This window comes from Bradyrhizobium sp. MOS002, assembly GCF_003020115.1.
Lineage (GTDB): Bacteria > Pseudomonadota > Alphaproteobacteria > Rhizobiales > Xanthobacteraceae > Bradyrhizobium.
In genome coordinates, this window is record NZ_PYFX01000003.1 from 825463 (window position 1) to 846194 (window position 20732).

General features: G+C 64.3%; 19 protein-coding genes. 7 read left to right on the top strand and 12 right to left on the bottom strand.

Going from position 1 to position 20732, the window contains the following annotated elements; all coding sequences use genetic code 11:
• Nucleotides 1-56: 56 nt before the first annotated feature.
• Both C7G41_RS12645 and C7G41_RS12650 read left to right on the top strand, forming a co-directional pair.
• Nucleotides 57-6344 carry a HAMP domain-containing protein gene (locus C7G41_RS12645; RefSeq protein ID WP_106942849.1) on the top strand — a complete coding sequence of 2096 codons (6288 nt, stop codon included), beginning with the start codon at nucleotides 57-59 and terminating at the stop codon, nucleotides 6342-6344.
• A 13-nt stretch (nucleotides 6345-6357) separates the two neighbouring features.
• The gene (locus tag C7G41_RS12650) at nucleotides 6358-7848 is read left to right on the top strand and encodes an HWE histidine kinase domain-containing protein (protein ID WP_106942850.1); all 1491 of its coding nucleotides are present in this window, start codon (nucleotides 6358-6360) and stop codon (nucleotides 7846-7848) included.
• Here the strand turns inward: C7G41_RS12650 and C7G41_RS12655 are convergent.
• On the bottom strand, nucleotides 7845-8066 hold the full coding sequence (locus tag C7G41_RS12655; protein ID WP_106942851.1) for a hypothetical protein: 222 nt from the start codon (nucleotides 8064-8066) through the stop codon (nucleotides 7845-7847). The genes C7G41_RS12650 and C7G41_RS12655 overlap by 4 nt on opposite strands.
• 139 nt (nucleotides 8067-8205) lie before the next feature.
• Here C7G41_RS12655 and C7G41_RS12660 point away from each other — a divergent pair, with 139 nt between their 5' ends.
• Together C7G41_RS12660 and C7G41_RS12665 are read left to right on the top strand one after the other, a co-directional pair.
• The gene (locus C7G41_RS12660; RefSeq protein ID WP_106942852.1) at nucleotides 8206-8463 is read left to right on the top strand and encodes a hypothetical protein; all 258 of its coding nucleotides are present in this window, start codon (nucleotides 8206-8208) and stop codon (nucleotides 8461-8463) included.
• 95 nt (nucleotides 8464-8558) lie between these two features.
• The gene (locus C7G41_RS12665) at nucleotides 8559-8807 is read left to right on the top strand and encodes a hypothetical protein (RefSeq protein ID WP_106942853.1); all 249 of its coding nucleotides are present in this window, start codon (nucleotides 8559-8561) and stop codon (nucleotides 8805-8807) included.
• 131 nt (nucleotides 8808-8938) lie between these two features.
• Here C7G41_RS12665 and C7G41_RS12670 read toward each other — a convergent pair whose 3' ends face one another.
• Nucleotides 8939-9148 carry a hypothetical protein gene (locus C7G41_RS12670; RefSeq protein WP_106942854.1) on the bottom strand — a complete coding sequence of 70 codons (210 nt, stop codon included), beginning with the start codon at nucleotides 9146-9148 and terminating at the stop codon, nucleotides 8939-8941.
• Nucleotides 9149-9165: 17 nt separating this feature from the next.
• Nucleotides 9166-9387, bottom strand: coding sequence for a hypothetical protein (locus C7G41_RS12675; RefSeq protein WP_106942855.1), 222 nt, complete (start codon nucleotides 9385-9387; stop codon nucleotides 9166-9168).
• A gap of 115 nt (nucleotides 9388-9502) precedes the next feature.
• Between C7G41_RS12675 and C7G41_RS12680 the strand changes: the two genes are divergently transcribed.
• Nucleotides 9503-9697 carry a DUF3072 domain-containing protein gene (locus C7G41_RS12680; protein WP_106942856.1) on the top strand — a complete coding sequence of 65 codons (195 nt, stop codon included), beginning with the start codon at nucleotides 9503-9505 and terminating at the stop codon, nucleotides 9695-9697.
• Between the two features lie 85 nt (nucleotides 9698-9782).
• On the top strand, nucleotides 9783-10100 hold the full coding sequence (locus tag C7G41_RS12685) for a DUF6496 domain-containing protein (RefSeq protein ID WP_106942857.1): 318 nt from the start codon (nucleotides 9783-9785) through the stop codon (nucleotides 10098-10100).
• A 6-nt stretch (nucleotides 10101-10106) separates the two neighbouring features.
• On the opposite strand, the gene C7G41_RS12690 is transcribed toward C7G41_RS12685, so the two are convergent.
• Nucleotides 10107-10481 (bottom strand): hypothetical protein, encoded by a 375-nt coding sequence (locus tag C7G41_RS12690; protein WP_106942858.1) that lies wholly within the window; start codon nucleotides 10479-10481, stop codon nucleotides 10107-10109.
• A gap of 280 nt (nucleotides 10482-10761) precedes the next feature.
• Nucleotides 10762-12300, bottom strand: coding sequence for a Do family serine endopeptidase (locus C7G41_RS12695; RefSeq protein ID WP_199198332.1), 1539 nt, complete (start codon nucleotides 12298-12300; stop codon nucleotides 10762-10764).
• A 204-nt stretch (nucleotides 12301-12504) separates the two neighbouring features.
• Between C7G41_RS12695 and C7G41_RS12700 the strand changes: the two genes are divergently transcribed.
• Nucleotides 12505-13341: a universal stress protein gene (locus tag C7G41_RS12700; RefSeq protein WP_199198333.1), complete on the top strand. Its 837-nt coding sequence runs from the start codon at nucleotides 12505-12507 to the stop codon at nucleotides 13339-13341.
• Between the two features lie 115 nt (nucleotides 13342-13456).
• Here C7G41_RS12700 and C7G41_RS12705 read toward each other — a convergent pair whose 3' ends face one another.
• The 7 genes from C7G41_RS12705 to tkt all read right to left on the bottom strand — a co-directional run bounded on the left by C7G41_RS12705 (nucleotide 13457) and on the right by tkt (nucleotide 20717).
• Nucleotides 13457-13669 carry a hypothetical protein gene (locus C7G41_RS12705; protein ID WP_106942860.1) on the bottom strand — a complete coding sequence of 71 codons (213 nt, stop codon included), beginning with the start codon at nucleotides 13667-13669 and terminating at the stop codon, nucleotides 13457-13459.
• 228 nt (nucleotides 13670-13897) lie between these two features.
• Nucleotides 13898-14635, bottom strand: a complete 738-nt coding sequence (rpe, locus tag C7G41_RS12710) for a ribulose-phosphate 3-epimerase (protein ID WP_106942861.1) — start codon at nucleotides 14633-14635, stop codon at nucleotides 13898-13900.
• A complete protein-coding gene (gene cbbX, locus C7G41_RS12715; RefSeq protein WP_199198334.1) occupies nucleotides 14632-15567 on the bottom strand; it encodes a CbbX protein in 936 nt (311 codons plus the stop codon). The genes rpe and cbbX overlap by 4 nt, the downstream gene beginning before the upstream one ends.
• A gap of 99 nt (nucleotides 15568-15666) precedes the next feature.
• A complete protein-coding gene (locus tag C7G41_RS12720; protein WP_106942863.1) occupies nucleotides 15667-16074 on the bottom strand; it encodes a ribulose bisphosphate carboxylase small subunit in 408 nt (135 codons plus the stop codon).
• A gap of 11 nt (nucleotides 16075-16085) precedes the next feature.
• On the bottom strand, nucleotides 16086-17546 hold the full coding sequence (locus C7G41_RS12725) for a form I ribulose bisphosphate carboxylase large subunit (protein WP_106942864.1): 1461 nt from the start codon (nucleotides 17544-17546) through the stop codon (nucleotides 16086-16088).
• A gap of 49 nt (nucleotides 17547-17595) precedes the next feature.
• A complete protein-coding gene (gene fba, locus C7G41_RS12730) occupies nucleotides 17596-18681 on the bottom strand; it encodes a class II fructose-bisphosphate aldolase (RefSeq protein ID WP_106942865.1) in 1086 nt (361 codons plus the stop codon).
• Nucleotides 18682-18695: 14 nt separating this feature from the next.
• Complete coding sequence (gene tkt / locus C7G41_RS12735; RefSeq protein WP_106942866.1) at nucleotides 18696-20717, bottom strand: transketolase; 2022 nt, start codon at nucleotides 20715-20717, stop codon at nucleotides 18696-18698.
• Nucleotides 20718-20732 lie beyond the last annotated feature (15 nt).

Here is a 20732-nt window from a genome sequence, read left to right on the forward strand (position 1 = left end):
TATTTTGACAATCGCGTCTTGCTTGGGATTCGGCCGACGCTTGCGGGGGAATAATTATGAGCGACCTCGATCCCGGAGCTGCATCACGTTCCGGTCGTCGCGTTCCAAAGCCAAAAGCCAACGGCATGTCGGAGCCGGATTCCCGGGCGGAATTGCTCCTCGTCCTGCAGGCCATGCGCAACGGCGATTTCTCCGTGCGCATGAGCGGCGACTATCTCGGCATCGACGGCAAGCTCGCGGACACTTTCAACGACATCATCGCCGCCAATCAGCGCATGGCGCAGCAGCTCGAGCTGGTCGGCCAGGTGGTGGGCCGCGAGGGCAAGACGCGGCAGCGCGTGAAGTTCGGGCTGGCCTCCGGCTCCTGGGCCGACATGGAAGGCTCGGTCAATACGCTGATCGACGATTTGTTGTGGCCGACGCGCGAGGTGACGCGCGCGGTCGCAGCCGTGGCGCAGGGCGACCTGCTCCAGACCGTGAAGCTCGACGTCGATGGCCGTCCCCTGCGCGGCGAGTTCCTGCAGTCGGCGACCATCGTCAACACCATGATCAAGCAGCTCGGCGTGTTCACCTCCGAGGTGACGCGCGTGGCGCGCGAGGTCGGCACCGAAGGCAAGCTCGGCGGCCAGGCCCAGGTGCCGGAAGTGACCGGCGTCTGGAAGGATCTGACCGAGAGCGTCAACTCGATGGCGAACAACCTGACCAACCAGGTTCGCAACATCGCCGAGGTGACGATCGCAGTTGCGAACGGCGACCTCTCGAAGAAGATCACGGTCGACGTCCGCGGCGAGATCCTTCAGCTCAAGGAAGCCATCAACACGATGGTGGACCAGCTCCGCTCCTTTGCCTCGGAAGTGACGCGCGTGGCGCGCGAAGTCGGCACCGACGGCAAGCTTGGCGGCCAGGCCATCGTGCCCGGCGTTGCCGGCACATGGAAGGATCTCACGGATAGCGTCAACGCCATGTGCGGCAATCTCACCGCGCAAGTTCGCAACATTGCCAACGTCACCACCGCCGTGGCGCGCGGCGACCTTTCGCGCAAGATCACGGTGGACGTGCGCGGCGAAATCCTGGAGCTGAAGGACACCATCAACACCATGGTGGACCAGCTCAACTCGTTCGCCTCGGAAGTGACGCGCGTGGCGCGCGAGGTCGGCACCGAAGGCAAGCTCGGCGGCCAGGCCCAGGTACCGGGCGTCGCCGGTACCTGGAAGGACCTCACCGACAACGTCAACTTCATGGCGTCGAACCTCACCGCGCAGGTCCGCAACATCGCCGATGTTGCCACCGCGATCGCCGGCGGCGACCTCTCCAAGAAGATCACGGTGAACGTCTCGGGCGAAATTCTTCAGTTGAAAGAAACGCTCAACACCTGCGTGGACCAGCTCAATGCCTTTGCTGGCGAAGTCACGCGCGTCGCCCGCGAGGTCGGTACCGAAGGCCGGCTCGGCGGCCAGGCCAATGTGCTCGGCGTCGCCGGCACCTGGAAGGACCTGACCGAGAGCGTCAACTCGATGGCCTCGAACCTCACCGCGCAGGTCCGCAACATCGCGGAGGTGACGACCGCGGTCGCCGGCGGCGACTTGTCGAAAAAGATCACCGTGGACGTGCGCGGCGAAATTCTCGAGCTTAAGGACACCATCAACACCATGGTGGACCAGCTCAATGCGTTCGCCGGCGAAGTCACGCGCGTCGCCCGCGAGGTCGGCACCGAAGGCAAGCTCGGCGGCCAGGCCCAGGTGCGCGGCGTCGCCGGCACCTGGAAGGACCTCACCGACAGCGTCAACTCGATGGCCTCGAACCTGACGGGCCAGGTCCGTAACATCGCCGAGGTCGCGACCGCCGTCGCCAAGGGCGACCTGTCCAAGAAGATCACCGTGAACGTGTCGGGCGAAATCCTTCAGCTCAAGGAAACGCTCAACACCATGGTCGACCAGCTCAACGCCTTCGCCGGCGAAGTCACCCGCGTCGCGCGCGAGGTCGGCACCGAAGGCAAGCTCGGTGGCCAGGCCCAGGTGACCGGTGTCGCCGGCACCTGGAAAGACCTCACCGACAACGTGAACTCGATGGCGGGCAACCTCACCGCCCAGGTCCGCAACATTGCCGAGGTCGCGACCGCGATCGCCGGCGGCGACCTCTCGCGCAAGATCACGGTGGACGTCCGCGGCGAGATCCTTCAGCTCAAGGACACCCTCAACACGATGGTCGACCAGCTCAACCGCTTCGCGGGCGAGGTGACGCGCGTGGCCCGCGAGGTCGGCACCGAAGGCCGCCTCGGCGGCCAGGCCAACGTGCCCGGCGTCGCCGGTACCTGGAAGGACTTGACGGACTCCGTGAACTCGATGGCCGGCAACCTCACCGCCCAGGTCCGCAACATCGCCGAAGTGACCACCGCCGTGGCGCGCGGCGACCTGTCCCGCAAGATCACCGTGGACGTGAAGGGCGAAATCCTCGAGCTCAAGAATACCATCAACACCATGGTGGACCAGCTCAACGGCTTTGCCGGCGAAGTCACGCGCGTCGCGCGCGAGGTCGGCACCGAAGGCAAGCTCGGCGGTCAGGCCGAAGTGCCCGGCGTTGCCGGCACCTGGAAGGATCTCACCGACAACGTCAACTTCATGGCGTCGAACCTCACCGCGCAGGTCCGCAACATCGCCGAGGTCGCGACCGCGATCGCCGGCGGCGACCTGTCGAAGAAGATCACGGTGGACGTGCGCGGCGAAATTCTGCTGCTCAAGGACACCTTGAACACCATGGTCGAGCAGCTCCGCTCCTTCGCCGCGGAAGTGACGCGCGTCGCACGCGAGGTCGGCACCGAGGGCCGACTCGGCGGCCAGGCCGTCGTGCCCGGCGTCGGCGGCACCTGGAAGGACCTCACCGACAACGTCAACCTGCTGGCCGCGAACCTCACCACGCAGGTCCGCAACATCGCCGAAGTCACCACCGCCGTCGCGCGCGGCGACCTGTCGCGCAAGATCACCGTCGACGTGAAGGGCGAAATCCTCGAGCTCAAGAACACCATCAACACCATGGTGGACCAGCTCAACGCGTTCGCCGGCGAAGTGACGCGCGTTGCCCGCGAGGTCGGCACCGAAGGCGAACTCGGCGGCCAGGCCCAGGTGCCCGGCGTCGCCGGCACCTGGAAGGATCTCACCGACACCGTCAACTTCATGGCGGCGAACCTGACCGAGCAGGTCCGCGGCATCGTCAAGGTGGTGACCGCGGTCGCCAACGGCGACCTCAAGCAGAACCTCACCGTCAAATCGAAGGGCGAGGTCGCGGCGCTCGCCGACACCATCAACAACATGACCGAGACGCTCGCGACCTTCGCCGACCAAGTGACGTCGGTGGCGCGCGAGGTCGGCGTCGAGGGCCGGCTCGGCGGTCAGGCCGACGTGCCCGGCGCCGCGGGCACCTGGAAGGACCTCACCGGCAACGTCAATTTGCTGGCAGCCAACCTCACCTCGCAGGTGCGCGCGATCGCGGAAGTGGCGACCGCCGTGACCAAGGGCGACCTGACGCGGTCGATCCAGGTCGACGCCCGCGGCGAGGTCGCGGAGCTGAAAGACAACATCAACACGATGATCACGAACCTCCGTCTCACGACGGACGTGAACACCGAGCAGGACTGGCTGAAGACCAATCTGGCAAAATTCACCAACATGCTTCAAGGCCAGCGCGACCTCACAACCGTCGGTCGCCTGCTGCTGACCGAATTGTCACCGCTGGTGAACGCGCATACCGGCGTGATCTATCAGGTCGAGAACGAAGACAATCCGCGGCTCCTGCTGCTTGCCTCCTATGCCGGCGACGGCGTCTATCCGTATCCGCGCGTGCTGCCATTTGGCGACGGCCTGATCGGCCAATGCGCGCTCGACCGGCGCCCGCGCGTGATTGCGGACATTCCGCCCGACGTGGTGCCGATCAACTCGGCGCTGCTTCGCGTGGCGCCGAAGAACCTCGTGGTGCTGCCGGTGCTGTTCGAAGGCCAGGTCAAGGCGGTCATCGAGCTCGCCTCGCTCACCTCGTTCACGACCTCGCAGATGACCTTCCTGGAGCAGCTCACGGACTCGATCGGCATCGTGCTCAACTCGATCGAGGCGACGATGCAGACCGAAGGCCTGCTCAAGCAGTCGCAACAGCTCGCCGGCGAACTCCAGACCCAGCAGCGCGAATTGCAGCAGACCAACGACCAGCTCGAACAGAAGGCGCAGCAGCTCGCCGAGCGCAACGTCGAAGTCGAGCGCAAGAACCAGGAGATCGAGCAGGCCCGCCGCGCGCTGGAGGAAAAGGCGACCGAGCTGGCGCTGACCTCGAAGTACAAGTCCGAATTCCTGGCCAATATGAGCCACGAGTTGCGCACGCCGCTGAACTCGATCCTGATCCTCGGCCAGCAGCTCACCGACAATCCGGACGGCAATCTTACCGGCAAGCAGGTCGAATTCGCCCGCACCATCCACGGCGCCGGCACCGACCTGCTCAATCTCATCAGCGACATTCTCGATCTCTCCAAGATCGAGTCCGGTACGGTCACGGTTGACGCCGAAGAAATCCTGACCTCGAACCTGCTCGATACGGTCGGACGACCGTTCCGTCACGAGGCGGAGAACCGCAACCTTTCGTTCAAGATCGACGTCGATCCGAACCTCGCGCGCAGCCTCGTCACCGACTCCAAGCGCCTCCAGCAGGTTTTGAAGAACCTGCTCTCCAACGCCTTCAAGTTCACCGCCGAAGGCGAGGTGCGCCTGAAGGTCGCCGCCGCGGTCGGCGGCTGGGGCACGGATCATCCCGTTCTGAATTCGGCGCCGGCCGTGATCGCATTCGAAGTGTCCGACACCGGCATCGGCATTCCCCTGGAGAAGCAGAAGCTGATCTTCGAGGCGTTCCAGCAAGCGGATGCCGGCACCAGCCGCAAATATGGCGGCACCGGCCTCGGCCTTGCGATCAGCCGCGAGCTCGCAAGCCTGCTCGGTGGCGAGATCCACCTGCGCAGCTTGCCGGGCAAGGGATCGTGCTTCACGCTTTACCTGCCGCTGAAATATTCCGGCCCGACGCTCGCGCCCCGCGCGGCGCCCCAACAGAGCCAACCGCCGGCGCTGCAGCCCGCGACAGCCGAACCGCAGCGCATCATCGAGCAGCTTCCCGACGACCGACTCAACCTCGAACCCGGCGACAGCATCCTCCTGATCGTCGAGGACGACCCGCACTACGCGCGCGTGCTGGTCGACCTCGCGCGCGACAAGGGATTCAAGGTGCTGGTCGCCGCCCGCGGCGCGGAGGCGCTGGAACTTGCAAAGCAGTACCAGCCGAGGGCCGTCTCGCTCGATGTATTCCTGCCTGATATGCTCGGCTGGACCGTGCTGAGCCAGCTCAAGCACAATCCGCTGACCCGCCACATCCCCGTGCAGATCATCACGCTCGACGAGGACCGCCAGCATGCGCTGGCGCGCGGCGCCTTCTCCTTCGTCAACAAGCCGACGACGACCGAGGGCGTCTCTGCCGCGCTGACGCAGATCAAGGAATATGCGCGGCCGCGGCGCAAGCGGCTGCTGATCGTCGAGGACAACGAGGCCGAGCAGCTGTCGATCCGTGAGCTCCTGCACCACGACGACATCGAGATCGTGACGACCGGCACCGGTACCGACGCGCTCTCGATGCTGCGTGAGAACCCCTGTGATTGCGTCGTGCTCGACCTGCGCCTGCCCGACATGACCGGCTTCGAGGTGCTGGACCAGATCCGCAACGACGAGGCACTGTCGAATGTCCCGGTCGTCGTCTTCACCGGCCGCGAGCTGTCGGCGGAGGAAGATGCGGAACTCCACACCATGGCGCGGAGCATCGTCGTCAAGGGCGTGGAATCGCCGGAGCGCCTGCTTGACGAGACCGCGCTGTTCCTGCACCGCGTGATTACGGAATTGCCGGTCGAGAAGCAGCGCATGCTCGAGAAGCTGAACAGTTCCGACGAGGACCTGATCGGCAAGACCGCCCTGCTCGTCGACGACGACGCCCGCAACATCTTCGCGCTGTCGAGCGTGCTGGAGCGGCGCGGCATGAAGGTGCTGACGGCCACGACCGGCAACGAGGCGGTGACCTTGGTCGAATCCAACCCGGAGATCGCCATCGTGCTGATGGACATCATGATGCCGCAGATGGATGGCTATCAGACCATCGGGGTCATTCGTGAAAATCCGACCTTCGCCCGTCTTCCGATCATCGCGTTGACGGCCAAGGCCATGAAGGGCGACCGCGAGAAATGCCTCGAGGCCGGCGCGTCCGACTACCTCGCCAAACCCGTCAACACCGATCAATTGCTGCTTGCAATCCGCATGTGGCTGCACCGCTGAGTTGGATGCCCGTATGGACCACGAAAAGGTCAACATCCTCCTCGTCGACGACCAGCCGGCCAAGCTGCTCGCCTATGAGGTGATTCTGAAGGATCTCGGCCAGAACCTCGTGATCGCCTCGTCCGGTCGCGAGGCTCTGGAGGTGCTGCTCAAGACCGAGATCGCGGTGATCCTGGTCGACGTCTGCATGCCCGAGCTCGACGGCTTCGAGCTCGCCGCGATGATCCGCGAGCACCCGCGCTTCCAGAAGACCGCGATGATCTTCATCTCGGCCATTCAAGTCAGCGACATCGACCGCCTGCGCGGCTATGAGATGGGCGCGGTCGACTACGTCCCGGTCCCGGTCGTGCCGGAGGTGCTGCGCGCCAAGGTCAAGGTGTTTGCAGAGCTCTATCGCAAGACGCGCGAACTCGAACGACTGAACCAGGATCTCGAGGACCGCGTGCGTGCACGCACCGCCGAATTGGAGAATTCCACCGCAAAGCTGCGCGAGAGCGAAGAGCGGCGCAGCATGGCGATCGCCGCCGGCAAGATGGGCTCCTGGGACTGGGACTGGATCACCGGCGACTGGATGTGGGACGAGGGGCAATACCGCATCTTTGGTGTTGGCCCGGAGAATTTCGAGGTGAATCCGGCCAACGTTCAGGCTCTGTTGCATCCGGATGACGTCGATCAGTTGCGCAGGGCGATCGCCGAATTCAACAAGGGCACACGCTCCTATGAAACGGAGTTCCGCATCGTGCGGCCCGACGGCGACGTGCGCTGGTGTGTCGGCACGGCCGCCGCCACGGTTGACGATAGCGGTCGGGTTATGCGCGTCAGCGGCGTGACGGTGGACATCACCGAACGCAAGCGCGCCGAGGAACGGCAGACTCTCCTCGCGCGGGAAGTCGATCATCGCGCCAAGAATGCGCTGGCGCTGGCGCAATCGATCGTGCGCCTCACCCGCGCCGACGAGGTCAAAGCCTATGTCAGCGCCGTCGAGGGACGCATCAATGCACTGGCGCGTGTACATACGATCCTGTCGCTGTCGAGCTGGCAGGGTGCCGAACTCTCGAAGCTGATCGACGAGGAACTTGCGCCCTATTCCCTCGGCGGCCAGATCAAATTGGCAGGGTCCGAAGTTCAGTTGCTGCCGGCGACCGCCCAGACGCTGGCGCTGGCGCTGCACGAGCTTTTCACCAACTCGGCGAAGTATGGCGCGCTCTCGACGCAGGCGGGACGGCTCGCGATCGGCTGGCAGGTCGAGGACGATCTGCTCACGCTGACCTGGGAGGAATCCGGCGGCCCGCTCGTCATGACGCCGAAATCCCGCGGCTTTGGTACGCGGAGCCTGCTTGCGAGCGTCGAGTCCCAGCTCGGCGGGCACGCGCGATTCGATTGGCGCGCCGAGGGCCTGTTGTGCCGGCTTGAGGTGCCGCTGGTCCGCAAGACTGCCGCGACAACCGCGCCCGGCAACTTTGAAGCCGCCAGCTCCGTCGGATTGCAGCGCGCGTCCGGTTAACCGGAGGCCGCACTCTTCATGCGTTCCGCCGCCCGCGGTTCGCGCGCGACGCGTCCTTCGAGCCAGGCTTCCGTTTGGGCGAGATCGCGCAGCGCCTTGGCATAGCGGCGCGCCGCGCTTCGCTCCGGGCCGCGGGGCAGCTTGCGCGCTTTGCGGAGGATGTCCGCGGCGGCGTTGCGATAAGCCAGCGAGCGGTAAAGAAAGACCACCTTACCCATGTCGAATGTTCCCGTGTTGCGTATTCATTCTCGCAGGCCCGGCATGAACGTCGGATGAAGCGGTAGATGACAATTGCTTCATGCGCGTTGGAACCGGCGCGTGTCGCACGCGTTGCATGCGAGATCGGGATAGAGTTCCATGCGCGCGAAAAAGTCGTCGGACCTGATCTCTGCGAGCGGGCTCATCAAGCTGATGACGCACGCGATGATGGGCGCAGCCCTAGGGCTCGCTTTCAGCCTCGTGCTCGTGCTGTCGAATCCCGGCGTCGCCAGTTTGCTGAGTCACGGCGGAAGCCAGGCCGTTGTCGTTTTCGCCCTCACATTGGTGACGACGTTCGCGATCGGCGCGACACTGACCGGCCTCGTATTCATCCTCGCAGAAGACAAGCAATCTTGAAGTATTGGTGATTGACCGGAACTCCTTTGTTCGGAACTCCTGTGACGAAGAGCGGTTGGCTGCCTGCGTCAATTCAACTCAGGGAGTTCCCGCACATGAAGACCACTAAGCTCGCTCTTGCCGTGATGTTGGCGACCGGCCTCGCAGCCGCGCCGTTCGCCGTGCAAGCGAAGTCGCACAAGGCGAAACACGAATCCTCGACGTCATCGTCGCAGACCACCACGGGCGCCAACACCAAGTCCTCCAAGGGTGCTGACCCCTCCGGTCAGGGCGGCTCTGGCCCCGGCTCCGACCAGGGCGGCACCATGACGAACAACAAGAGCGGCACGATCAACACCAAGTAGGTTCGCCGAAATCAAGGAGGGCCCCGCCATCGCGGGGCCTTTTGCTTTGGGTGTTCGAGCGAACTCTTTCTCAGACCGCTTCGTCAAGATCCGGCATCGACGAACTCCGCACGTCGCGCTGCGCGCACGCTTCAGCTACGTTGGCCGCCCAGGATGTCAGGTTGAACGCCTGCAGGATCTGATTTCACCAGATGATCGAGTCGTGCACGCTTGCGCGCGATCAAGAGCTGGGCCGCGGCGTCGTCGAGCCCCTCGCGTTGCAGCTGCCGGATGGCAGAGCCCAGTTCGAGAATCTCGGCCCGTAGCTTTAGAATCCGGTACGCATCGGGGTCTTCCTCCACCGTGCGCTCCCATGCTCTCAGCGGCGCGCGATCACGCGCAGAGGGCTACCCGCTGTCTTCGCGGAACGAAGGCGCATCCTGTCGCGGACATCCGGCAGGACATCGCCGCCACCTGCAGCCTTCCATTCGCCGATCAGCAGATTGATTTTCCGGCGCAGATCCATCTGCGCCAAGGCCTTCTCTGTGCAGTCGCGATCGCGGTCCACGAGTTCGCGCACGGACACCTCGATATCGGCCATTTCCAGCCTCAAGGCGCTGATTTTGCGTCGAATTTCATTAATTCTGTTGTCCATGGCTTGTTAGAACAAAATAAGAACATATAGTCAAGTCACGATTTCAGAAAGGAGAAGCCACATGCAGGTTCAAGGTAGATACGACGCCAAGACTTTCCTTACCGAGCAGATGACGCGAGCGCAGGGCCTGCGGCTGAAGCGGCTGAGCGAAGAGGCGTATCAACCCGCGCAATATGCGCGGGATCTGTCCTCCAGCGAGGCAGCACGGCGCATTCAGGTGCTGGAAGCGGAGATCGAGCTGGCGGATTCGTTCTAGGCCAGGTCGCGTATCCGGGACGTTGCCTGCGCTTTCGGAACCATGCCTGTCTCGGATGGTTTTCCCCGGCCAAGGGAGAACATGCATGGCACGCAAGGCAAAGAAGCGCCGCTACTCGCGCAGTTCCGGCAGCGATGTCGAAGGCGAGATGAAGCGCTACAAGAAGGGGACCGCGAAAAGCGGACCGGGCGGTCGAGGCGGACGCGTGAAGAGCCGCAAGCAGGCAATCGCGATCGGCCTGTCGAAAGCGCGCAAGAAGGGCAAGAAAGTCCCGAAGAAAGCCGCGAAGCGAAAGACGTCCAAGAAAACATCAAAGAAAACGTCAAAGAAAACATCTCGGAAAACATCCAAGAAGACTTCGAAGAAAGCGTCGAAGCGCAAATCCTCCAAACGTTCTCGCTGACCTCTGTCAGATCATGCTGCCCGGCATGAAGCAGCGGATCGAAACACCGAACGCGGTCTTCACCGGCCACACCATGGTGCGGCCGGCCCGGTTCGGCTCGGTGATCACAGCTTCGTCCGGCACCTCGACCCATTCGCCGTCGAGCCGCACGCGATAATGTCCATTGTGCGAGTCCCAGTCGGGATCGGCGACGGCAAACCCATCCGCATCCGAGCAGCACGGACCGAGATGGCTGCGCAGGCCGTCGAACCACGGCTTGAGAGGTGAGTCCGCGTAGCGGCCATCGTCGCGCCCGAGAGCGTTTCCACCCCACAGCACGAATGGCGCTACCAACGGCGCCACAAGCAGCGCGCTTCTCAGCGAGAGCTTCAATCGATCCATGTCGGCACCGATCAAATGCGAACTATCGGCCAGCCGCCAAGGGGGCCGAGTGGCGGCAAGGTCGAAGTTCCACGCTTGCAATCATCCCGTCGGCTTCGTTGCCGCCGGGCACATACGAGAGTCCGAACTGTGATGAGCGAACACGGCTTTTTCGGACGAAACCGGGTCATCCTCCCTGCCGTTAACGAGAATGTTATCGGCGCTCCGCGGAAATCCTGAGGGCGAGCAGGAAAGGCGGCCCGCAGGCCGCCTTTTGGAGTTGCACAGGTCGAGCTTCCCCTTATGCGAGCGGCACCGCGACGAACCGGGTCGCCTGCGCGCTTCTGACCTGCAGGAGCACGCTGCGCTTGCCGGACGATTTCGCCTGCGCCAGTTCCGAACGGACATCGCCGATATTGGCAACGGCCTTGCCGCCCACATTGAGGATGACGTCGCCAGTCTGGATGCCGCGTTGCGCGGCCGGACCTTGCGGATCGACTTCAGTGACGACGACGCCCTTCTGGCCGGCGCCCTGCACGTCGCCGGCCGGAGCCAGGCTGAGCCCGAGACGCGGAGGCATGCCGGCATCTGGCTGCGACTTGCCCTCGTCGGCTCTAGCCTGCCGCTCGTTCGGCAACTCGCCGAGCGCCAATGTCACCGTCTTGCTGTCGCCCTTGTGGACGACGTCGAGCTTCACTGACGTGCCCGGCGCCAGGGTGGCGATGGTGCGGGCGAGATCGCGGGAATCCTTGATCGCGGTGCCGTTGACGGCGGTGATGACGTCGCCCGCCTCGATGCCCGCCTTCGCCGCCGGGCTGCCGTCCTGCGGATTGTCGACAATGGCGCCGCGCGCGTCCTTGAGGCCGAGGCTGTCGGCGATATCCGATGTCACCGGCTGCACCTGCACGCCGAGCCAGCCGCGCGTAACCGCGCCCCTGTCCTTCAACTGTGCGACGACGAGCTTTGCAGTCGAGGCCGGAATGTCGAAGCCGATGCCGACCGAGCCGCCGGAGGGCGAGAAGATCGCGGTGTTCACGCCGATCACGTTGCCGTTCATGTCGAAGGCCGGGCCGCCGGAATTGCCCTTGTTGATCGGCGCGTCGATCTGGATGAAGTCGTCATAGGGACCGTTGCCGATGTCGCGGCCGCTGGCCGAGACGATGCCGGCGGTCACGGTGCCGCCGAGGCCGAAGGGATTGCCGACCGCGACCACCCAGTCGCCGATGCGCGGCTTCTGGTCGGAGAATTTGACGAACGGAAAATCCTTCTTGCCTTCGACCTTGATCAGCGCGAGATCCGTCTTCGGATCGGTGCCGACCACTTTCGCGCTGTAGATCGTGCCGTCGTCCATCGTCACTTGCACCGACTCGGCGTGATCGACGACGTGATTGTTGGTCACGGCATAGCCGTCGGCGGAGATGAAGAAGCCGGAGCCCTCACCCGTGATCATCTGGCGGTGCTGGCGCGGCATGCCGTCCATGCCACCCGGGCCACGGAAGCCGAATTGCCGCGAGAACTGGTCGAACGGCGATGCTTCGTCCGAATCCATCCGGTTCTGTTGCAGCATCGCGCTCTTGTCGTTGTCCTGGTCGATCCTGACCCGCACCGAGATGACGGCGGGTTTGACCTTGCTGACGAGGTCGCCGAAGCCCGGCGGTGTCGCGGCGGTCTCCGCGGCCTGGGCGGGTGCGATGAAGGAGGACGCGCTGAACGGCGAAGAGCCGGGTGCAGTCGCCAGCACGGCCAGGCCAAGCGCGGCCACGGTACCGAGCAGCGCAAGCCGGCGTGGCCTCAGGATCTTGCGGGTCGCGGTGGTGTCGGAATTGACGCGATCGGTCATGTCGATATGTCCATGTTGGGTAAGTCGCCTTGCACCCAACATGGTGGTCGCCACCTTACAGCGTCCCGTCCATGCGATTAAATCTTGGCAAAGTAGCCGGGGGCGGCGACAAAACGCCAGGCTGCACATTTGATGCAGCTCAACGCGGGTCCTGCGCATCGTGAAAGACTGCGGCCACCGGATGATGTCCATCGGAGGCGCGTCATGTACAAAGACATTCTCGTCCACATCCCCACCGAGCGCCCGATGCGCCCGGTGATCGACGGCTCGATCTCGCTCGCAGCGGGCCTCAACGCCCATCTCGATGCAGTCGCGGTTGGTTATGTGGCAACCAGCGCGGCCTACGTGATGGAGGGCGGCGCCGCGGTGGCGGCGGTTTTCGAGATGGAGCGCGAAAGCGCAGTGGAGCGGGCCGAGGCGGCGCTCGCGGTGTTCAAGTGCGAAGCGGTGAACGCCGGCATTTCCTACACATGCCACCCGCTCGGGGCGATGCCGGGGGATGCGGTCGGCTTGCTCGGCGAGATGGCGCGGCTGCACGATCTCAGCATTGTGCTCCAGCCGGATCCGGCGCAAGGCTCACTCGACAACGATGTGCCTCGCGAGATCCTGTTCCAGGCGGGCGGCCCGGTGCTTTTCCTGCCCTATACCTTCCATGGAGCGTTCAAGGCGAAACGGATCGGCATCTGCTGGGATGGCAGCCGCCTCGCCGCGCGCGCCATGCGCGACGCCGCACCATTCCTGGCCCGCGCCGAGGAAATCGTGATCATTGCGATCAACGAAACAGAGACGGCTCCCGACGAAGTCTCGACGCGCAATCTGGCAAGGCATCTTGGCCGGCGCGGACTGTCGACCCGCACCGTCAACCTGTCGGCGGCGCGCTCTGACATTCAGCCGACCATGCTGTCGCTAGCAGCCGATGAGAGCCTCGATCTTCTGGTCATGGGCGGCTACGGCCATTCGCGATTGCAGGAGCGGTTCCTCGGCGGCGTCACCCGCGCCATGCTGGAAGCCATGACGGTGCCGACGCTGATGTCGCATTGATCGAGGGCTGATCCAGGTCGGGTCGGTCACAAGCCTTGTCGTTCGGGCTGAGAACCGCATCCTTGAGCGATGCCGGCATCGGCAAGTTCAGGTCATGTTCGAACAAGTTGGACCGTCACGCCGCGGCGGGCCTCTCCCACGCCGTGGCCTCGACGCCCTCCTCGTCGTGTTGTGCATTGCACGCGTCGAAATGCGCCTTGAGTTCGACTTCGGCGAGATATTCGAAATGTTCGGCCTGGCCGAGCAGTTCCCAACTCTGGAGCGGCCGGTAGGCGGCCTGCTGACGACAGAGGGACGCTAGCGCGCGGTAGCGACGTACGTTGTCCATGAGACCCTCCCTCGCATTCACAGAGCTTATTGCTCTTATTTGCGTCAGGGCGATGGCGGTTGTGCAAAAGATTTGCTGCGCCCGCCGCGCGCTTGACCCGCTTGTTTTTAGGCAAACGCGTATTCAGGCGAAAGTTCCAATCAGCGCGGACTCAGTATGTCCGGAGGAAAGTGGCACGCCCTGGCACAGCCATGCCGGTGCCCGCTCGCTTCGCCTGTACCCCTTAGTCTACCTGATGAGCGCGGGCTCACCGGCTCGCATCGTCCGCTCCGAACTATGTTGCAGGTTCGGAACCCTGCCGGCTTCCGCGGCAGTGCGGATGGCCGCGATGTTGCCGGCATAGTCCGCGCTGCTCTTGCCGCGAAACACCGCCGAACCTGCCACAAGCGTATCGGCGCCCGCTGCGGCCACGGCAGCGGCATTGTCGCGCGTGATGCCGCCGTCAACCTCGAGCCGGATCGGCCGGTCGCCGATCATGCTTCGAACGCGCCCAATCTTCTCGAGCTGAGACTCGAGGAAGGACTGGCCGCCAAAGCCCGGATTGACCGTCATCACCAGGACGAGGTCGAGGCGATCGAGCACGTATTCGATCGCGCTTGCGGGAGTAGCGGGACACAGGCTGACGCCGGCTTTCTTGCCGAGCGCGCGGATGGCCTGGAGCGCGCGATCGAGGTGCGGACCGGCTTCGGCATGCACCGTGATGACATCCGCGCCGGCCTTCGCGAACGCGTCGAGATAAGGATCGGCCGGCGCGATCATGAGATGCACGTCGAACATTTTCTTCGTCAGCGGCCGGATCGCCTTGATGACGTCCGCACCATAACTGATGTTCGGGACGAAATGCCCGTCCATGACGTCGCAATGAATCCAGTCGGCGCCCGCAGCGTCGATCGCCGCGATCTCCTCGCCGAGGCGCGCGAAATCCGCAGCCAGGATCGACGGCGCGATGAGGATTTCTCTCGTCATGGCTTTGCACTCGTCTGCGCGTCCGCACCGCCGCTGAAGACGCGACTCGCCAGGACGTCCATGGGATCGATCGTTTCGAGGTCGGCGATATCGAGCATGCGATCGAGATCGGATACCAGGCGATCGGCCTGCCGCAGGCGGATGCGGTCGACGGCGTTGCGGATCGAGCGCGCATTGGAGAAGAACGGCTGGGTCCGGCGCAGCGCGATGTATCTCTCGAACGCCTCACGCGCCGCCGCCGAGAGGCGATAACCCCGTTCCTTCAGCATCAGTTCGGCGATGACGAGCAGCTCGGCTTCCGCATAGTCCGGAAAGTCGATGTGGTGCGCGATGCGCGAACGGAAGCCGGGATTGGAGGCGAAGAAGCTGTTCATTCGCTCGCCATAGCCGGCAAGGATCACGACGAGGTCCTCGCGCTGGTTCTCCATCACCTGGAGTAGAATCTCGATCGCCTCCTGGCCGTAGTCGCGCTCGTTGTCGGGACGGTGCAGATAATAGGCTTCGTCGATGAACAACACGCCGCCCATCGCCTTCTTCAGGATCTCCTTGGTCTTCGGCGCGGTGTGGCCGATATACTGGCCGACGAGATCGTCGCGCGTCACCGAGATCACCTGCCCGCGCCGCACGAAGCCAAGGCCGTGCAGGATCTTTGCCATGCGCAACGCGACGGTCGTCTTGCCGGTGCCGGGATTGCCGGTGAACGACATGTGCAGCGTCGGCGGCGACGAAGCCAGTCCCGCCCGCTGCCGGATACGTTCGATCAGCAAGAGCGACGCGATTTGGCGCACGCGGTTCTTCACCGGCTTCAATCCGATCAGCTCCTGCTCGAGCTGCTGCAGCGTGCCGATGATTCCAGCCGCTTCGGCCTCCTTGCGGAGATCGAAACTGGTCTCACCGGGGTCAGTGGTCATTGCGTGGGGAACATCCAGCATCGGCACCTCGAAGAAAAGGGCTTCGCCGCGGGGGGAGCGGCGAAGCAGTGGTCCGCCAAGGAAACGGAGCAGGGAGTGCTCCGCGCGGAGGAGGATGACTTAGGTTGACGCGAGCGCGGGTTGCCGGCGCACGGTTGCGTAGCGGATCGCGCGCCCGCCGACCTCCTGCCGCACCAGCTCGAACTCGGCCTCCTGCGGCGGGCGGTTGACGATGAACGAGATCCGAACCGATTCCCAGCCATGGCTGGAGTCGAAGCCGCTAAGGCGGATGTAACGGTCGCCATACACTCTGCGGCATTCGGCGAGCTCCATCATCACGCCGGCGGCGTCCTGGAGATCGAACATCGGCAGGCCCCACATCTCCCAATAGGTGTTGCGGGGATGCGGATCGTCGGTGAACTCGATGTTCACCGCCCAACCGTTGGTCAGGCAATACTGCACCTGCTTGGTGATCTGATCGTCGGTCAGATCTGGCAGGAACGAGAAGCAGCCTTGGGTCAGCTTCATGTCAAATCTCCTCAAACGGTTTCGAGCGCGGTCGGCACGAAGTCCGGCGTGTCGGTGGATTCATAGTTGAAGGTCACGTCCTTCCAGACCTCGAGCGCGGCCTTCAGCGGCGTGCAGGTCTCGGCCGCCCTGGCCAGGATTTCCGGCCCTTCATGGACGTAGTCGCGGCCCTCGTTGCGGGCGAGGATCATCGCTTCCAGCGCCACGCGGTTGGCGATCGCGCCGGCCGCAATGCCCATGGGATGGCCGATCGTGCCGCCGCCGAATTGCAGCACGACGTCTTCGCCAAGCAGGTTGAGCAGCTGATGCATCTGGCCGGCATGGATGCCGCCCGAGGCGACCGGCATCATCTTGTTCAGGCTCGCCCAGGACTGGTCGAAGAACAGGCCATGCTCGAGCATGGTCGGGTTGAAGTCCTCGCGGCAGACATCGTAATAGCCGCGCGTGGTGTTCGGATCGCCTTCGAGCTTGCCGACCACCGTGCCGGCATGGATGTGGTCGACGCCGGCAAGGCGCATCCACTTGGCGATGACGCGGAACGACACGCCGTGGCTCTTCTGCCGCGTGTAGGTCGAGTGACCGGCCCGATGCAGATGCAGGATCATGTCGTTGCGCCGCGCCCACTTCGCCATGGACTGGATCGCGGTGTAGCCGATCACGAGGTCGATCATGACGATGACCGAACCGAGCTCCTTGGCGAATTCCGCGCGCTCGTACATGTCCTCCATCGTCCCTGCGGTGACGTTCAGGTAGGTGCCCTTCACCTCGCCTGAGGCCGCCTGCGCACGGTTCACCGCCTCCATGCAGTAGAGGAAGCGGTCGCGCCAATGCATGAAGGGTTGCGAGTTGATGTTCTCGTCGTCCTTGGTGAAGTCGAGCCCGCCCTTCAGCGCCTCGTAAACGACGCGGCCGTAGTTGCGGCCGGAAAGCCCCAGCTTCGGCTTGACCGTTGCGCCGAGCAACGGCCGGCCGAACTTGTCGAGCCGCTCGCGTTCGACCACGATGCCGGTCGCCGGCCCCTGGAAGGTCTTCACATAGGCGACCGGAAAGCGCATGTCCTCGAGCCGCAACGCCTTGAGCGGCTTGAAACCGAACACATTGCCGATGATCGAAGCCGAGAGGTTGGCGATCGAGCCCGGCTCGAACAGGTCGAGATCGTAGGCGATATAGGCGAAATAGGAGCCTGGCGTGTTGGGCACCGGATCGACGCGATAACACTTCGCGCGATATTTCTCCGCGGCAGTCAGACGGTCGGTCCACACCACCGTCCAGGTCGCGGTCGAGGATTCGCCAGCAACCGCGGCAGATGCTTCGATCGGATCGACGCCCTCTTGCGGCGTCACACGGAAAAGCGCGATAACGTCGGTGTCCTTCGGGACATAGTCGGGCTCCCAATAGCCCATGCGTGCGTATTCCATGGTGCCCGAGCGATAGCGCTCTTTGCCGCGGACCGTGCCGGTGTGTAGATTCATGTCAGCCTCCTTAAGGCGTTTGCTCGCTTCGCTGCTCTCTGTATTTTGCTCAGGCCGCAACAGACGCGCGGGCATCGATCCGCGGGTCTAGGTCGCCACCACGGTACCGGCGCGCCATCTCGCTCATCGGCACGACCTTGATCTTGCTTGCGTGGCCCGCGGTGCCGAACTGCTCGAACCGTTCGCGGCAGAGGTCGCGCATCGCGTCCATCGCCGGTTTGAGGAACTTGCGCGGATCGAACTCGCTCCGGTTTTGCGCAGCCACTTTGCGGAACACGGCGGTCATCGCCAACCGGCAGTCGGTGTCGATATTGACCTTGCGCACGCCGCTCTTGATGCCGCGGACGATCTCCTCCACCGGCACGCCCCAGGTCTGCGGCATCTCGCCACCGAACTGGTTGAACATGTCCTGGAGCGGCTGCGGCACCGAGGACGAGCCGTGCATCACGAGATGCGTGTTCGGCAGCCGGCGGTGGATCTCCTCGACCACCCGCATCGCCAGGATATCGCCATCCGGCTTGCGGCTAAACTTGTAGGCGCCGTGCGAGGTGCCCATCGCAATCGCGAGCGCGTCGACCTTGGTGGCGCGGACGAAATCGACGGCCTGGTCGGGATCGGTCAGCAGCTGGTCGTGGCTGACCTTGCCCTCTACGCCGTGGCCGTCCTCCTGCTCGCCGCCGCCATGCTCGAGCGAACCGAGCACGCCGAGCTCGCCTTCGACGGAGACGCCGACCCAGTGGGCGAGATCGACGACGCGGCGGGTGATGGCAACGTTGTAATCGTAATCGGCCGCGGTCTTGGCGTCGGCCTTGAGTGAGCCGTCCATCATCACCGAGGTGAACCCATGGGCGATCGCGGAAGCGCAGGTCGCCTCGTCGTTGCCGTGGTCCTGGTGCATGCAGAGCGGGATATCCGGATAGGTCCGCTCCAGTGCGTCGATCATGTGGGAGAGCATGATATCGCCGGCATAGCTGCGCGCGCCGCGCGAGGCCTGCATGATCACGGGCGCATCGACCTCGGCCGCCGCCTGCATGATCGCGATGCCCTGCTCCATGTTGTTGATGTTGAACGCCGGCACCGCGTAGCCGTGGTTGGCGGCATGGTCGAGCAGCTGGCGAAGGGTGATACGGGCCACGGCAATTCCTCCTGTTATCTCTTGCTTGCGCGGGCGATGGCGCGACGCGCGGCTTCCGCGATTCCTTGCGGCGTAATGCCGAATTCGCGGTACAGCACGGGTGCGGGCGCCGAGGCGCCGAAGCCGCGCATGCCCACGAACTCGCCATCGGAGCCGATCCAGCGATGCCAATCGCCGGCGACTGCCGCCTCGATGCCTACCCGTGGCGCAGTGCCGAGCACGGCAGCGCGGTAGTCCTCGGGCTGCTCCTCGAACAAGGCGAAGCAGGGTGCGGAGACCACGGCCGCGCGAACGTGCTCGGTGGCGAGCAGGCGAGCCGCTTCCAGCGCAATTGACACTTCCGAACCCGTTGCGATGAGCGTCACGTCTCGGCCGCCGTCAGGCGAGACGATGAGATAGGCGCCACGGGCGACGCGATTTCTACCGCGGACATCGCTGCGGAAGGTCGGCAGGGCCTGACGGGACAGGCACAGCACGGAGGGACGATCTTCAGCTTGGAGCGCGCAGTCCCATGCTTCCAGCGTCTCGACCGCATCGGCCGGCCGGAACACAAGCAGGTTCGGAATGACGCGAAGCGCTGCGAGATGCTCGACCGGTTGGTGCGTGGGGCCGTCCTCACCGAGGCCAATGGAGTCATGGGTCATCACGTGAATGACGCGGATCCGCATCAAGGCCGCAAGACGGATCGCCGGACGGCTGTAATCGGAGAAGGCGAGGAAGGTGCCGCCATAGGGAATGAAGCCGCCGTGCAGCGCGAGGCCGTTCATCGCGGCCGCCATGCCGTGCTCGCGGATGCCGTAATGGATGTAATCGCCGGCGAACGCGTCGCGCTTGACCGGGGTCTGCGCCTTGGCATGCGTCAGGTTTGAATGCGTCAGGTCCGCCGAGCCACCGACAAATCCGGGAATCGTCCCAGCGATGGCCTCGAGCACCTGTTGCGACGCCTGCCGCGTCGCGAGCTTTGGACGCTCGGTGGCAAAGCGTTCGCGCAATTTCGCCGAGGCCTGGGCATAGGCGTTCGGCAGGGCAACCGCCTTGCCCTCGATAAACAGGTCGCGCTGCTCGGCCGTCGCGCATTCGTAGCGATCGAGCCAGGCGAGACGCTCGACCTGCCCGCGCTGCCCGATCATCCGCCATGCTTTCAGCATCGTGACAGGCACCACGAAGGGCTGATAGTCCCAGCCGAGCGTTCGCCGCGCCGCCGCGGTCTGCTCGGTGCCGAGCGGCGCGCCATGCGCCTTCTCGGTGCCCTGACGATCCGGCGCGCCATAGCCGATGACGGTGCGGCAGGCAATCAGCGACGGTCTTGTGCTCTCACGCTCCTCGGCAATCGCCTGCGCGACTGCTTCGGGATCGTGCCCGTCGACACGGCGCACCGACCAGCCGGATGCAGCGAAGCGCGCGAGCTGGTCGTCGGAGGTCGCGAGCGAGGTCGGGCCGTCAATGGAGATGCCGTTGTCGTCGAACAGCACGATCAGGCGGGACAATTGCAGATGGCCGGCGAGCGAGATCGCTTCCTGGCTGATGCCTTCCATCAGACAGCCGTCGCCAGCGATCACGTACGTAAAGTGATCGACGAGGCCCTCGCCATGCCGCGCATTGGCCATGCGCTCGGCGAGCGCCATGCCGACCGCGGTCGCAATCCCCTGCCCCAGCGGACCGGTCGTCGTCTCGACGCCCGGCGTATGGCCATATTCCGGATGGCCCGGCGTCTTCGAGCCCCATTGCCTGAAGGCCTTGATGTCATCGAGGCTGACGTCGCCGCCGGTGAGATAGAGCAATGCATAGAGCAGCATCGAGCCATGGCCCGCCGACAGCACGAAGCGGTCGCGGTCCGGCCAATTGGGGTGAGCCGAGTCGAATTTCAGGAATCGCGAGAACAGCACGGTGGCGACATCGGCCATGCCCATGGGCAGGCCGGGATGACCGGATTGCGAGGCTTCGATGGCGTCGACCGCGAGGAAGCGGACGGCGTTGGCGAGATCGCTGTGCGAGACCGCCGTGAGGTCGGCGTCGGCGTGAACTGAGATGTTCATCGGATCCTCTCCTTG

Bases quoted from the DNA above. Each gene is read 5' to 3' on its own strand.
- cbbX (WP_199198334.1), bottom strand. From the start codon at position 15,567: ATGCTGGATGTTCCCCACGCAATGACCACTGACCCCGGTGAGACCAGT.
- C7G41_RS12705 (WP_106942860.1), bottom strand. From the start codon at position 13,669: ATGGACAACGTACGTCGCTACCGCGCGCTAGCGTCCCTCTGTCGTCAG.
- C7G41_RS12675 (WP_106942855.1), bottom strand. From the start codon at position 9,387: ATGGCCGATATCGAGGTGTCCGTGCGCGAACTCGTGGACCGCGATCGC.
- C7G41_RS12720 (WP_106942863.1), bottom strand. From the start codon at position 16,074: ATGAAGCTGACCCAAGGCTGCTTCTCGTTCCTGCCAGATCTGACCGAC.
- C7G41_RS12655 (WP_106942851.1), bottom strand. From the start codon at position 8,066: ATGGGTAAGGTGGTCTTTCTTTACCGCTCGCTGGCTTATCGCAACGCC.
- C7G41_RS12665 (WP_106942853.1), top strand. From the start codon at position 8,559: ATGAAGACCACTAAGCTCGCTCTTGCCGTGATGTTGGCGACCGGCCTC.
- C7G41_RS12700 (WP_199198333.1), top strand. From the start codon at position 12,505: ATGTACAAAGACATTCTCGTCCACATCCCCACCGAGCGCCCGATGCGC.
- C7G41_RS12660 (WP_106942852.1), top strand. From the start codon at position 8,206: ATGCGCGCGAAAAAGTCGTCGGACCTGATCTCTGCGAGCGGGCTCATC.
- rpe (WP_106942861.1), bottom strand. From the start codon at position 14,635: ATGACGAGAGAAATCCTCATCGCGCCGTCGATCCTGGCTGCGGATTTC.
- C7G41_RS12650 (WP_106942850.1), top strand. From the start codon at position 6,358: ATGGACCACGAAAAGGTCAACATCCTCCTCGTCGACGACCAGCCGGCC.
- C7G41_RS12725 (WP_106942864.1), bottom strand. From the start codon at position 17,546: ATGAATCTACACACCGGCACGGTCCGCGGCAAAGAGCGCTATCGCTCG.
- tkt (WP_106942866.1), bottom strand. From the start codon at position 20,717: ATGAACATCTCAGTTCACGCCGACGCCGACCTCACGGCGGTCTCGCAC.
- C7G41_RS12695 (WP_199198332.1), bottom strand. From the start codon at position 12,300: ATGACCGATCGCGTCAATTCCGACACCACCGCGACCCGCAAGATCCTG.
- C7G41_RS12685 (WP_106942857.1), top strand. From the start codon at position 9,783: ATGGCACGCAAGGCAAAGAAGCGCCGCTACTCGCGCAGTTCCGGCAGC.
- C7G41_RS12645 (WP_106942849.1), top strand. From the start codon at position 57: ATGAGCGACCTCGATCCCGGAGCTGCATCACGTTCCGGTCGTCGCGTT.
- C7G41_RS12680 (WP_106942856.1), top strand. From the start codon at position 9,503: ATGCAGGTTCAAGGTAGATACGACGCCAAGACTTTCCTTACCGAGCAG.
- C7G41_RS12690 (WP_106942858.1), bottom strand. From the start codon at position 10,481: ATGGATCGATTGAAGCTCTCGCTGAGAAGCGCGCTGCTTGTGGCGCCG.